This is a genomic window from Thalassotalea hakodatensis (assembly GCF_030295995.1).
GTDB classification, from domain to species: domain Bacteria; phylum Pseudomonadota; class Gammaproteobacteria; order Enterobacterales; family Alteromonadaceae; genus Thalassotalea_C; species Thalassotalea_C hakodatensis.
Window position 1 is genome coordinate 420,483 of the sequence record NZ_AP027365.1, and the last position, 13,935, is coordinate 434,417.

Sequence of the window (13,935 nt, forward strand, 5' to 3'; positions counted from 1 at the left end):
GGGGTCAGGTACAATTAACCTTGCGATTAAATTGTACCTAACCCTTTAATTTTAAGCTTTATTTGGGATGATTTGAATTTCAACGCGACGATTTAAAGCGCGATTGCTGGCACTATTATTATTGGCAATCGGCATTGTTTCCCCGTATCCGGTTACTTTTAAGCGTGATGCTATAATATTTTTTTGTACTAGATAGTTTTTAACGCTACTGGCTCTTTTTAAAGAGAGTTCCTGATTATATTGACTAGCGCCGGTACTATCCGTATGCCCTTCAATACTTAACAAAGTTTTTTCATACTTATTAAGAACCTTCGCGATATCATTTAATGTGTTATGAAAGCCGCTGGAGATATAAGATTGATCGGTAGCGAAAGTAATGTTTGAAGGCATTACTAAGCGAATATTGTCACCTTCCCTTACAACATCAATACCAGAGCCTGACAATTCTTCTCTAAACTCTTCTTCTTGTTTATCCATATAGTTGCCAATAGCGGCACCTGCAATAGCACCAATAGCCGCCCCCCAAACTAACCGTTTATCTTTATGGTTACTGGTTGATTTACCTAACACTGCCCCAGCAACAGCACCAATAGCAGCTCCTTTCTCTGTATTAGTGGATGCACAACCAGACATGATTATTGATAGAGAAACAAGCGGAAAAAGAAGTTTTTTGGTTAGCATATTTGTACCTCATAGATGAATTGAAAATAATTAAATGCGTTAGATATAAAAGTTTGAACTTAGTAATAGAACAGTAAAATACTCAACAAAAATAAGTTTAACGTTAGTAGGTAAACATAGTGATAGAGTCTGCAACTAACAAGTCTATTGTTGATATTAACTTTGTGTACATTGTGATTATGTTAAGCTTAATTGACGCTGAACAATGAGTGACGTATACGATGGTAGATGCCGTGCTAACTTTGGTATTAACATGATTTAATGTTTTAACATTAATGCTTTATTTTATTTCTTCACTCACTTTCTCATATCAATTGAGGTAATTTGGTAAATAAAGTGAACAACTACGAGGAATGACTTTCATAGACAAGCAATAATTTACTTGAGTAAATAGATTGACTCAGTATAATACCCCTCTCTTTTCTTGAGTATCTCTTAATTTCCCAAAGCAAAATAAGACCTACCCAAGATAAGTGTATATTTTTGAAGGGGTATAGTTCCAATTGGTAGAACAGCGGTCTCCAAAACCGACGGTTGGGAGTTCGAATCTCTCTACCCCTGCCAAATTACTTATGTGGCCCTTGAAAAGGCCCAGATCATACTTATGTTATATGACATAAGATCATGGATCAGACAATATTACAGGTAAAGTTATGAATGCAAGTACAGAAAACCAAGAAAGTGGTTCTCTAGATTCATTAAAGTGGATAGTCGTTATACTCATTTTAGCTGGCGCAGTTGTAGGAAACTACATATACGGTGACCAGTCTGTATTAATACGTGCAGTTGCCGTTGTTACAGCTGTTGTAGTTGCTGGTTTTATTGCTGCGCAAACAGTGAAAGGTCGAAATGCGATTATTTTCGCGAAAGAAGCGCGCACTGAAACGAGAAAAGTTGTATGGCCTACACGTCAAGAAGCTGTACAAACAACAGGTATCGTTCTAGTTGCTACTTTATTTATGTCTTTAGTGCTATGGGGTTTAGATACCGTACTATTTGAAGTTGTCGGCTTTATTACTGGATTACAGGTGTAATTATGTCTGAAGAAAATAATGTAACAGAAACACCGAGCACTAATAGTAACCCAAAGTTACGTTGGTATGTGGTTCAAGCATTTTCTGGTTATGAAGCAAGAGTGCAAAAAACATTGCTTGAGCACATTGAAATTCATGGCTTAGAAGAAAAGTTTGGCCAAATATTAGTACCAACAGAAGAAGTAGTGGAAATGCGTGCAGGTCAAAAGCGTAAGTCTGCTCGAAAATTTTTTCCTGGTTACGTACTTGTTGAAATGGCAATGGACGAAGAAGCATGGCACTTAGTTAAAAGTGTACCGCGCGTACTAGGCTTTATTGGTGGTACGTCAGACCGTCCTATGCCAATAACTCAAAAAGAAGCAGATCGTATTCTTCAACGTATTGAAGAAACCGATGCGCCTAAGCCTAAAACATTGTTTGAACCAGGTGAAGTGGTACGAGTTATTGATGGACCTTTTGCTGACTTTAATGGTGTGGTTGAAGAGCTTGATTACGAGAAGAACCGTATTAAAGTGTCGGTGTTAATCTTTGGTCGTTCTACGCCGGTTGACCTAGAGTTCTCTCAAGTAGAAAAAGGCTAAATTTGACGTTATAAATAGCGTTTAAACTGTATTGTCTTCAATATTTTTTAATCGCGTATTAGCTATACGCTTATTGCAAAATATTTCGACGGCTTTGTTTAAAAACCATTATATAGCCAAATGAATAGTAAATTGAAAATGCTCGCTTTTGCGGGCATTTTTGCTTTTTATGATGCAATTACTATTTAATGCTTGAAACCTGACCAGTGATTACTTTATAATCCGCTGCCGTTTTTATTTGTACAAACGAGAGTTAGTACTAAAAGCGCAAAATTATTAACCCACGGGGAGCTAACACTTGCCATATATTAGGTTAGGTGTAGTGTTCGGAAGAACTAGCGATAATACCCATAAATTAAGGTAATTAAAGATGGCTAAAAAAGTCGAAGCTTTAATCAAGCTACAAGTAGCTGCTGGTGCAGCTAACCCGTCACCTCCTGTTGGTCCAGCACTTGGTCAACACGGTGTGAACATCATGGAATTCTGTAAGGCGTTTAACGCAAAAACAGACTCTTTAGAAAAAGGCGCTCCTGTACCAGTAGTAATTACTGTATACAACGATCGTTCTTTTACGTTCGAAACAAAAACTCCACCTGCTTCTTATTTACTTAAGAAAGCGGCTGGCATCAAGTCAGGTTCAGGTCGCCCTAACACGGAAAAAGTTGGTACAGTAACACGTGCACAACTTGAAGAAATTGTTAAGACTAAAGAACCAGATTTAACAGCAGGTTCTATGGACGCTGCAGTACGTACTATCGCGGGTTCTGCTCGTGCAATGGGTTTAGTGGTAGAGGACTAATCATGACTAAATTATCAAAGCGCGCTCGTCTTATTCGTGAAAAAGTAGACGTATTAAAAGATTATGAAATCAACGAAGCATTAGCTCTTTTGAAAGAATTAGCAACCGCTAAATTCAAAGAAAGCGTTGATGTAGCTGTTAACTTGGGCATTGACGCTCGTAAATCAGACCAAAACGTTCGTGGCGCAACTGTATTACCACATGGTACAGGCCGTGAAGTTCGTGTTGCTGTATTTACACAAGGCGCAAATGCTGACAAAGCTAAAGAAGCTGGTGCAGACATCGTAGGTATGGACGACCTTGCTGAGCAAGTAAAAGCAGGCCAAATGGATTTTGACGTAGTTATTGCTACGCCAGATGCAATGCGTGTTGTTGGTCAGTTAGGTCAAATCTTAGGTCCACGTGGCCTTATGCCTAACCCGAAAGTTGGTACAGTAACACCTGACGTTGTTACAGCAGTTAACAATGCTAAAGCTGGTCAAATTCGTTACCGTAACGACAAAAACGGCATCATCCATACTACGATTGGTAAGGTTGATTTCGATGACGCTAAGTTACAAGAAAACTTAGAAGCATTATTGGAAGCGCTTAAGAAAGCAAAACCAGCAAATGCTAAAGGTCAATTTATTAAGAAAATTTCAGTATCAACTACAATGGGCGCTGGTGTAACAGTTGACCAAGGTAGCTTAGCACTTTAATTTTCAGTAAGGCATGGTTCATGCTTTACTTGGGGCGAGTTATCAACTATAATTTCGCCCCTTAAATTTTGGTAGGTGCTGTGGAAACAGCCCCGTCAAAGACCGTAGGGGTAGCGATAGTTACTTAATATTTCCTACGTAGATGGTGATTACCCAGATATTTCCTTAAATTTTCTGGCTTCGCCGTAAAAAAATCCCAAGTTTACTTGGGGAGAAGTTAATACCGGATATCCGGTTGAACCAGGAGTTAAAGCCCATGGCTATCAATCTTGATGACAAAAAAGCAATTGTTGCTGAAGTTCAAGAAGCTGCCGAAGGCGCTCTTTCAGCTGTTATCGCAGATTCACGCGGTGTAACAGTTGACGCAATTACTGCTTTACGTGCTACTGCACGTGAAAACGGTGTGTGGATGAAAGTTGTTCGTAACACTTTAGCCCGCCGTGCAGTTGAAGGTACTTCGTTTGATTGTCTTGCAGACAATTTTATCGGTCCTTCATTAATTGCATTTTCTAGCGAGCATCCAGGTGCTGCTGCACGTATTTTTAGTGATTTCGCAAAAGAAAATGATGCGTTTGAATTAAAAGCAGCTGCATATGAAGGCGAAGTTGTAGATGTACAGTTACTTGCTAAGTTACCTACATACGACGAAGCAATTGCACGCTTAATGAGCGCAATGAAAGAAGCATCGGCTGGCAAGCTTGTCCGTACGATTGCTGCAGTTCGCGATCAGAAAGAGCAAGAAGCGGCATAATCGTTGTGATACAACATACGCTTTTTGAATTTATAGTTATTACACAGCCTTTTAAGTGGCTGTCATTAAAACAGGAAATTAAAAATGTCTATTTCTAAAGACGATATCCTAAATGCTATTGCTGAAATGTCAGTAATGGACGTAGTTGAATTAGTAGAAGCAATGGAAGAGAAATTCGGTGTTTCTGCTGCTGCTGCTGTAGCTGTTGCTGGCGATGCTGGTGGTGCTGCTGCTGAAGAGCAAACAGAATTCGACGTAATCTTAACAAGTTTCGGCGACAAGAAAGTTGGCGTAATTAAAGCAGTACGTGGTGCTACAGGTCTAGGTCTTAAAGAAGCTAAAGAGCTTGTTGAAGGCGCACCTAAAGCAATCAAAGAAGGCATTGATAAAGCAGAAGCAGAAGCTCTTAAAGAAGAACTTGAAGCTGCAGGCGCTTCTATTGAACTTAAGTAATCTGTTTAATCACAGATTATTTGCCTGAAAAGGCACTGGCTGGTGATTTAAACGTCACCGGCCTTTTTGCGCTAAAGAATATCGTTTTTTAAATTAGCCAATAAATTAGGTTTTTTTTTAAACGAAAACAGTGCATTATTTAATGTGAAAGCATTACAGCAATACCCTGTCTGATACCAATTGGATTAGGTAAGTGGTCATAAAAAGAAAAGTTGATCAATTATTTAGTCCAATTGGTATTTTTAGGCAGATTCGGCCATAACCAGCAAGCTGAGGAACCCCATGGTTTACTCTTATTCTGAGAAGAAACGAATTCGAAAGGATTTTGGTAAAAGCGCGCAAGTAATGGATTATCCGTTCTTGTTATCTATCCAGCTCGGATCTTTTCGTAAGTTTATTGATGTTGATCCGGCAGGCGAAACCGGTTTAGAAGCAGCGTTTCGTTCTATTTTTCCAATCAAAGCCTACTCAGGTAGTTCTGAATTACAATATGTCAGTTACCGATTAGGTGAACCCTTATTTGATGTAAAAGAATGTCAAATACGTGGTGTAACATATTCTGCGCCATTACGCGTAAAATTACGTTTAGTCATTTATGACAAAGAGGCGCCAGCGGGTACTGTCAAAGATATCAAAGAACAAGAAGTATATATGGGTGAAATCCCATTAATGACAGATAACGGTACATTTGTCATCAATGGTACTGAGCGTGTTATTGTTTCGCAATTACACCGTTCACCTGGTGTATTTTTCGATCATGATAAAGGTAAGACACACTCTTCAGGTAAGGTGCTTTATAATGCACGTGTTATTCCTTATCGTGGTTCTTGGTTAGATTTCGAATTTGATCCTAAAGATAATCTTTTTGTACGAATTGACCGTCGTCGTAAATTACCGGCATCAATCATATTACGTGCACTTGAGTTTAGTACTGAAGAAATTTTAGATATTTTCTACGATACAACAGGTTACGAAATTAAAGGCGACAAGTTAATTATGGAACTTGTGCCTGAAAGATTACGTGGTGAAACCGCTATATTTGACATTAAAATGCCAAATGGTGACGTGCTTGTTGAACAAGGTCGTCGTATCACTGCTCGTCATATTCGTGCACTATCAAAAGAAAATGTATCTGAGCTTGAAGTTCCGGCTGACTATATCGTTGGCAAAGTACTTTCTAAAGCTTACGTTGATGAATCAACGGGTGAAGTGATCGCAGAAGCGAATGCTGAATTAACGTTAGAGCTATTAGCGGAATTAAGCCAAGCAGGTCATAAGCAAATTTCTACTCTATATATGAACGAATTTGATGTTGGTTCATATATGTCTGATACCGTACGTATCGATACAACATCTAATCGCTTAGAAGCGCTTGTTGAAATATATCGTATGATGCGACCAGGCGAGCCACCAACAAAAGATGCGGCAGAAGCTTTGTTTGCTAACTTATTCTTTTCATTAGAGCGTTATGACTTATCAACGGTAGGTCGTATGAAGTTCAACCGTCGTGTTGGTCTTGATGATGAAGTGGGTGAAGGTACGCTATCGAAAGAAGATATTATTAAGGTGATGAAAACCTTAATCGGTATTCGCGATGGTAAAGGTGAAGTAGATGACATCGATCATCTAGGTAACCGTCGTATTCGCTCTGTAGGTGAAATGGCAGAAAACCAATTCCGCGTTGGTCTTGTACGTGTTGAGCGTGCAGTACGTGAGCGTTTATCACTTGGTGATTTAGACGCAGTGATGCCACAAGATTTAATTAACGCTAAGCCTATCTCGGCAGCGGTTAAAGAATTCTTTGGTTCGTCACAATTGTCACAATTTATGGACCAAAACAACCCGCTATCAGAAGTAACGCATAAGCGTCGTATTTCTGCATTAGGCCCGGGTGGTTTAACACGTGAACGTGCAGGCTTCGAAGTACGTGACGTACATCCAACACATTATGGCCGTGTTTGTCCGATTGAGACCCCTGAAGGTCCAAACATCGGTTTGATTAACTCGCTATCATGTTATGCACGTACAAACGATTATGGCTTTTTAGAAACGCCTTATCGTCGTGTTGTTGATGGTTTAATCACAGACGATGTTGATTATTTATCTGCAATCGAAGAAGGTAACTTCGTGATTGCACAATCAAATGCTGCGCGTGATGACTCCAACAGATTAACTGACGAACTTGTTAACTGTCGCCATAAAAACGAATTTACGTTAATGGCTGCTGAGCACATTCAGTACATGGATGTATCTCCACAACAAATCGTATCAGTAGCTGCATCGCTTATTCCATTCCTAGAGCATGATGATGCTAACCGTGCCTTGATGGGCTCGAACATGCAACGTCAAGCCGTTCCAACGTTAAAAGTGGACAAACCGCTTGTTGGTACAGGTATGGAAAAAATCGTAGCGGTTGATTCAGGTGTAACAGCTGTTGCCAAACGTGGTGGTGTTATCGACTACGTAGATGCTTCTCGTATTGTTGTTAAAGTAAATGAAGATGAAATGGTGCCTGGTGAAGCAGGTATTGATATTTATAACTTAAACAAATACACACGTTCTAACCAAAATACGTGTATTAACCAACGTCCAACAGTGCGTAAAGATGAGCCTGTTATTCGTGGTGACGTATTAGCTGATGGTCCATCTACTGATTTAGGTGAATTAGCACTTGGTCAAAACATGCGCTTAGCGTTCATGCCTTGGAATGGTTACAACTTTGAGGATTCAATGTTGTTATCTGAGCGTGTCGTTCAAGAAGATCGTTTTACAACCATTCATATTCAAGAATTAAGCTGTATTGCTCGTGATACTAAATTAGGTGCAGAAGAAATTACGTCTGATATTCCTAATGTTGGTGAATCAGCATTAAGTAAACTTGATGAATCAGGTGTTGTGTATATTGGTGCTGAAGTTAAAGGCGGCGATATCTTAGTTGGTAAAGTTACGCCAAAAGGTGAAACACAACTAACACCAGAAGAAAAACTACTTCGCGCAATTTTTGGTGAAAAAGCAGCTGACGTTAAAGACAGTTCATTACGTGTACCTAACTCTGTATCAGGTACCATTATTGATGTACAAATCTTTACTCGTGACGGTGTTGAAAAAGACAAACGAGCTGTAGAAATTGAAGAAATGCAGCTTAAAGAAGTGAAGAAAGATTTAGGCGACGAATTTTCTATCTTAGAAGATGGTATTTACGCTCGTGCTAAGAAACTTCTACTTTCAGCAGGTCTTAACGAATCTGATCTTAACAGCATGTCTCGCGACAAGTGGTTAGTTCAAAACCTTGCTAGCGAAGATCAACAATCTGAACTAGAGCAAATCGCTGAGCAATACGACAATATTAAAGCTGATTTCGATAAGAAATATGAAATTAAGCGTCGTAAGATCACACAAGGTGATGACTTAGCACCAGGTGTACTTAAGATTGTTAAAGTATATCTTGCGGTTAAACGTCGTATTCAGCCAGGTGATAAAATGGCCGGCCGTCATGGTAACAAAGGTGTAATTTCAAACGTTGTACCTGTAGAAGATATGCCATATGACGAAAACGGTGTGCCGGTTGATATCGTATTGAACCCATTAGGTGTTCCTTCACGTATGAACATCGGTCAAATCTTGGAAACTCACTTAGGTATGGCGGCACGCGGTATCGGTGAAAAGATTAACCGCATGCTTGAAGAGCAACGCGAAATTGCGAAGTTAAGAAGCTTCTTAAAAGAAGTGTATGAGCTTGGTGATTCTCGTCAAGAAGTCGATATTGATAACTTCTCTGATGATGAAATTATGCGATTAGCCGATAATCTACGTGCAGGTTTACCAATTGCTACTCCGGTATTTGATGGTGCGCAAGAAGGCGAAATTAAAGAATTGTTCCGCCTTGCTGATATGCCAGAAAGTGGCCAGTTTAACTTAACTGATGGTCGTACAGGTCGCCGCTTTGAGCGTCCAGTAACGGTCGGTTACATGTACATGTTAAAACTAAATCACTTAGTAGACGACAAAATGCATGCGCGTTCAACGGGTTCATACAGCTTAGTTACTCAGCAACCGTTGGGTGGTAAAGCACAATTCGGTGGTCAGCGTTTCGGTGAGATGGAAGTATGGGCATTAGAAGCATATGGTGCTGCTTATACCCTACAAGAAATGTTGACGGTGAAGTCTGATGACGTAAATGGTCGTACTAAAATGTACAAAAACCTTGTTGATGGCGACCATCGTATGGAACCAGGTATTCCTGAGTCGTTCAATGTACTACTTAAAGAGATCCGCTCGTTAGGTATTAACATTGAGTTAGACGAAGAATAAACGGTCGAGTATTTAGCTGAGCAAATCAGTAAGCGAAGAAGGTAGTTAACCTACCTTCTTCTCAAGATTAACTCCGACAGGAGATAGAGTGTGAAAGATTTACTTAAGTTTCTTAAGCAACAAAATCAAACTGAAGAATTCGATGGTATTCGCATCGGGTTAGCTTCGTCAGATATGATCCGCTCTTGGTCATATGGTGAAGTGAAAAAGCCAGAAACAATTAACTATCGTACGTTCAAACCAGAACGTGATGGTTTGTTTTGTGCGCGTATCTTTGGCCCAGTAAAAGATTATGAATGTCTTTGTGGTAAATATAAGCGTTTAAAGCATCGTGGTGTTATTTGTGAAAAATGTGGCGTTGAAGTTACATTAACTAAAGTTCGTCGTGACCGTATGGGCCATATCGAACTAGCAAGCCCTGTTGCACATATTTGGTTTTTGAAATCATTACCTTCACGTATTGGTCTTTTATTAGACATGACATTACGTGACATTGAACGTGTACTATATTTTGAATCATACGTGGTCACTGAACCAGGTATGACAACGTTAGAAAAAAGCCAAATCCTTACCGAAGAAGAGTACTTAGATGCACTTGAAGAACACGGTGATGAATTTGATGCACTTATGGGTGCTGAAGCTGTTTTAGCGTTATTAAAGCAAATTGACCTTGAAGGTGAAGTTGCACAAATGCGTGAAGAGTTACCAGAGATTGGTAGTGAAACTAAACGCAAGAAAATAACGAAACGTTTAAAATTAATGGAAGCGTTTGCGCAATCAGGTAACAAGCCAGAATGGATGATCATGTCTGTGCTTCCAATTCTACCGCCTGATTTACGTCCATTAGTACCGCTTGATGGCGGGCGTTTTGCTACGTCTGACTTGAACGACTTATACCGTCGTGTAATTAACCGTAATAATCGTTTGAAGCGTCTATTAGATTTAGTTGCACCAGATATTATCGTACGTAACGAAAAACGTATGTTGCAAGAATCAGTTGATGCCTTATTAGATAATGGTCGTCGTGGTCGTGCAATTACAGGTTCTAACAAACGTCCATTGAAATCACTTGCTGACATGATTAAAGGTAAGCAAGGTCGTTTCCGTCAAAACCTTTTAGGTAAGCGTGTTGATTATTCTGGTCGTTCTGTAATTACCGTTGGTCCAACGTTACGTCTACACCAATGTGGTCTTCCTAAGAAAATGGCACTTGAGTTATTTAAGCCATTCATCTACGGAAAATTAGAAGCACGCGGTTTAGCAACAACGATTAAAGCAGCGAAAAAATTAGTAGAACGCGAAGGTGCAGAAGTTTGGGATGTATTAGACGAAGTTATTCGTGAACACCCAGTATTACTAAACCGTGCACCAACACTACATAGATTAGGTATCCAAGCATTCGAACCGGTACTTATCGAAGGTAAAGCAATTCATTTACATCCATTAGTTTGTGCGGCGTATAACGCTGACTTCGATGGTGACCAAATGGCTGTTCACGTTCCGTTAACGATTGAAGCACAATTAGAAGCACGCTCGTTGATGATGTCAACGAACAACGTGTTATCACCAGCTAACGGTGACCCAATAATTGTTCCTTCACAAGATGTTGTATTAGGTCTTTATTACCTAACACGCTCACGTGTTAACGCGCTTGGCGAAGGTATGGTGTTTGCTGATACGAAAGAAGCAGAAAAAGCCTATCGTACTGACGCTGCTGATTTACACGCACGGGTAAAAATTCGTATTACAGAGCATATTCGTAATGACGAAGGCGAACTAGTTGCTAAAACAACGTTACGTGATACTACCGTTGGTCGAGCTATTTTATGGCAAGTATGTCCAAGAGGACTACCGTATGAATTAATTGATCAACCACTTGGTAAAAAACCAATTTCGCGTTTGATCAACCATGCATATCGTAATCTTGGCTTAAAAGACACAGTAATCTTTGCTGACCATATTATGTATACAGGTTTCCATTATGCGATGGTTGCTGGTGCATCAGTTGGTATCGATGATATGGTCATTCCAGATGAGAAATACACCATCATTGATAGCGCAGAAGAAGAAGTTACTGAGATTCAAACACAGTTTGATCAAGGTCTTGTGACTGCTGGTGAGAAATACAACAAAGTTATCGATATTTGGTCATCTGCAAACGAAAAAGTATCGAAAGCAATGATGGACAACTTGTCAAAAGAACAAGTTAAAAACCGTGATGGTGAAATGGAAGAACAAGATTCTTTCAACTCTATCTACATGATGGCTGACTCAGGTGCTCGTGGTAGTGCCGCTCAGATACGTCAGTTGGCTGGTATGCGTGGTCTAATGGCGAAACCAGATGGTTCAATCATTGAAACACCTATTACCGCTAACTTCCGCGAAGGTTTGAATGTACTTCAGTACTTCATCTCAACTCACGGTGCGCGTAAAGGTCTTGCCGATACGGCTCTTAAAACGGCTAACTCTGGTTACTTAACACGTCGTCTAGTTGATGTTGCACAAGATTTAGTGGTAACAGAACCAGATTGTGGTACTGAAGATGGTATCTTAATGACACCACTTATCGAAGGTGGTGATGTAGTTGAACCATTACGTGAACGTGTACTAGGTCGTTCTGTTGCTGAAGATGTATTAATTCCAGGCACAGAGACAGTATTACTTCCACGTAACACATTAATTGATGAAAAATTATGTGATACGTTAGAAGAACACTCTGTCGATCAAGTAAAAGTGCGTTCTATCATTACGTGTTCAACTGATTTTGGTATATGTGCTCAGTGTTATGGTCGCGACCTTGCACGAGGCCACTTGATTAACCAAGGTGAAGCGATTGGTGTTGTAGCAGCACAATCAATTGGTGAACCAGGTACACAGCTTACCATGCGTACGTTCCACATTGGTGGTGCGGCATCAAGAGCGTCAGCTGAAAACAGCGTTCAAGTGAAGAATACTGGTATTTTGAAATTACAAAATGCTAAATTCGTTACCAACTCAGAAAAGAAAATTGTTATTACATCACGCTCAACAGAGCTGACGGTTATTGATGAGTTAGGTCGTGAACGTGAACGTTATAAGGTGCCTTACGGTACTGTGCTTAGTAAAGCTGACGGCGAAGCGATCGAATCTGGCGAAACCGTTGCAAACTGGGACCCGCATACGCATCCAATCATTACGGAAGTAAAAGGTAATATCAAATTTGTTGACCTCGTTGAAGGTTTAACAATGACTCGTCAAACAGATGAGTTAACTGGGTTATCTAGCATCGTAGTGACAGATCCTAGTCAACGTAGCTCAGCGGGTAAAGAAATGCGCCCAATGGTTAAATTAGTTGATGCTAAAGGTAACGATGTAATGATTGCAGGTACTGATATTCCAGCGCAATATTTCTTACCTGGCAACGCAATTGTAAACCTGGAAGATAACAGTGAAGTTAATATCGGTGATGCGTTAGCACGTATTCCTCAAGAGTCGTCGAAAACGCGTGATATTACCGGTGGTCTTCCACGAGTTGCTGACTTATTTGAAGCACGTAAACCTAAAGAACCTGCTATTCTTGCAGAGAAAACAGGTATTATCGGCTTTGGTAAAGAAACGAAAGGTAAACGTCGTTTATTAATTACGCAGCCAGACGGTGTTGTATACGAAGAGATGATCCCTAAATGGCGTCAACTTAACGTATTCGAAGGTGAGTCTGTTCAGAAAGGTGAAGTTATTGCCGATGGTCCAGAGTCTCCGCATGATATTCTACGTTTACGTGGTGTTGCACCTGTTGCAAACTACATTGTTAACGAAGTACAAGATGTATACCGTTTACAAGGTGTAAAAATCAACGATAAGCACATTGAAGTTATCGTGCGTCAAATGATTCGCAAGTGTGAGATCTTAGATGCTGGTGATTCAGAGTTCCTTAAAGGTGAACAACTTGAAGTTGCTCGTGTGCGCATCGCTAACCGTGAGTTAGAAGCAGAAGGTAAACGCCCTGCTGAATTTGATATTCAAATGATGGGTATCACGAAAGCATCACTTGCAACGGAATCGTTTATTTCTGCGGCATCGTTCCAAGAAACAACACGTGTATTAACCGAAGCTGCTGTAAGCGGTAAGAAAGATACGCTACGTGGCTTGAAAGAGAACGTTATTGTTGGTCGCTTGATTCCTGCGGGTACTGGTTATGCTTATCACCAAGAACGTGCACGTAGCCGTGCTGTTGAAGTGGAAGAAGAAGTAACAGTATCTGCTGATGAAGCAGCACAAGCATTAACAGATGCATTGAATGCTGATTTAGAAGCAGGAAACGCTGACGATTAATCGTTAACAACGTTTAAGTAAAAACCGTCCATGGCAACATGGGCGGTTTTTTTGTATTGAATCAGCGAATAATAAAACTTTTCCTACTATTCTGAATAAATAAAATTATTCGCATAAAGAAATGACCACAGGGAAAGGCATGAGCGACATAAGATCCAACAACTGATTAATGATCCTTTTCGGGTTTTCCTTGACAGTGCGCTACAACGCCTTTAGAATTCTGCGACCTTTTATTCTGCGCTAGAAATAGCTTATGAGTTTAAGGGTTGATTTTACACGTTTAAGAGAGTGAATACAGTGATGAAAATCATTGGTA

9 protein-coding genes and 1 tRNA gene are annotated in these 13,935 nt (G+C 40.1%); 9 read left to right on the top strand and 1 reads right to left on the bottom strand.

Going from position 1 to position 13,935, the window contains the following annotated elements:
- Nucleotides 1–51 precede the first annotated feature (51 nt).
- Nucleotides 52–681, bottom strand: coding sequence for an OmpA family protein (locus tag QUE72_RS01785; protein WP_074499538.1), 630 nt, complete (start codon nt 679–681; stop codon nt 52–54).
- A 487-nt stretch (nt 682–1,168) separates the two neighbouring features.
- On the opposite strand from QUE72_RS01785, the gene QUE72_RS01790 reads away from it, so the two are divergent.
- The 9 genes from QUE72_RS01790 (at nt 1,169) to rpoC (ending at nt 13,619) form a co-directional block, all read left to right on the top strand.
- Nucleotides 1,169–1,245 (top strand) — tRNA-Trp (locus QUE72_RS01790).
- 89 nt (nt 1,246–1,334) lie between these two features.
- The gene (secE, locus tag QUE72_RS01795; protein WP_074499539.1) at nt 1,335–1,715 is read left to right on the top strand and encodes a preprotein translocase subunit SecE; all 381 of its coding nucleotides are present in this window, start codon (nt 1,335–1,337) and stop codon (nt 1,713–1,715) included.
- Nucleotides 1,716–1,717: 2 nt separating this feature from the next.
- A complete protein-coding gene (gene nusG, locus QUE72_RS01800; RefSeq protein WP_074499540.1) occupies nt 1,718–2,296 on the top strand; it encodes a transcription termination/antitermination protein NusG in 579 nt (192 codons plus the stop codon).
- Between the two features lie 370 nt (nt 2,297–2,666).
- Nucleotides 2,667–3,095, top strand: coding sequence for a 50S ribosomal protein L11 (gene rplK, locus QUE72_RS01805; protein WP_074499541.1), 429 nt, complete (start codon nt 2,667–2,669; stop codon nt 3,093–3,095).
- A gap of 2 nt (nt 3,096–3,097) precedes the next feature.
- The gene (rplA, locus tag QUE72_RS01810; protein WP_074499542.1) at nt 3,098–3,793 is read left to right on the top strand and encodes a 50S ribosomal protein L1; all 696 of its coding nucleotides are present in this window, start codon (nt 3,098–3,100) and stop codon (nt 3,791–3,793) included.
- A gap of 256 nt (nt 3,794–4,049) precedes the next feature.
- Nucleotides 4,050–4,544 carry a 50S ribosomal protein L10 gene (gene rplJ, locus QUE72_RS01815; protein ID WP_074499543.1) on the top strand — a complete coding sequence of 165 codons (495 nt, stop codon included), beginning with the start codon at nt 4,050–4,052 and terminating at the stop codon, nt 4,542–4,544.
- Nucleotides 4,545–4,628: 84 nt separating this feature from the next.
- On the top strand, nt 4,629–4,997 hold the full coding sequence (rplL, locus tag QUE72_RS01820; protein ID WP_074499544.1) for a 50S ribosomal protein L7/L12: 369 nt from the start codon (nt 4,629–4,631) through the stop codon (nt 4,995–4,997).
- A 282-nt stretch (nt 4,998–5,279) separates the two neighbouring features.
- A complete protein-coding gene (gene rpoB, locus QUE72_RS01825) occupies nt 5,280–9,308 on the top strand; it encodes a DNA-directed RNA polymerase subunit beta (RefSeq protein ID WP_286271151.1) in 4,029 nt (1,342 codons plus the stop codon).
- A gap of 90 nt (nt 9,309–9,398) precedes the next feature.
- On the top strand, nt 9,399–13,619 hold the full coding sequence (gene rpoC, locus QUE72_RS01830) for a DNA-directed RNA polymerase subunit beta' (RefSeq protein ID WP_074499546.1): 4,221 nt from the start codon (nt 9,399–9,401) through the stop codon (nt 13,617–13,619).
- Nucleotides 13,620–13,935: the final 316 nt, after the last annotated feature.

Bases quoted from the DNA above. Each gene is read 5' to 3' on its own strand.
- QUE72_RS01785 (WP_074499538.1), bottom strand. From the start codon at position 681: ATGCTAACCAAAAAACTTCTTTTTCCGCTTGTTTCTCTATCAATAATC.
- secE (WP_074499539.1), top strand. From the start codon at position 1,335: ATGAATGCAAGTACAGAAAACCAAGAAAGTGGTTCTCTAGATTCATTA.
- nusG (WP_074499540.1), top strand. From the start codon at position 1,718: ATGTCTGAAGAAAATAATGTAACAGAAACACCGAGCACTAATAGTAAC.
- rplK (WP_074499541.1), top strand. From the start codon at position 2,667: ATGGCTAAAAAAGTCGAAGCTTTAATCAAGCTACAAGTAGCTGCTGGT.
- rplA (WP_074499542.1), top strand. From the start codon at position 3,098: ATGACTAAATTATCAAAGCGCGCTCGTCTTATTCGTGAAAAAGTAGAC.
- rplJ (WP_074499543.1), top strand. From the start codon at position 4,050: ATGGCTATCAATCTTGATGACAAAAAAGCAATTGTTGCTGAAGTTCAA.
- rplL (WP_074499544.1), top strand. From the start codon at position 4,629: ATGTCTATTTCTAAAGACGATATCCTAAATGCTATTGCTGAAATGTCA.
- rpoB (WP_286271151.1), top strand. From the start codon at position 5,280: ATGGTTTACTCTTATTCTGAGAAGAAACGAATTCGAAAGGATTTTGGT.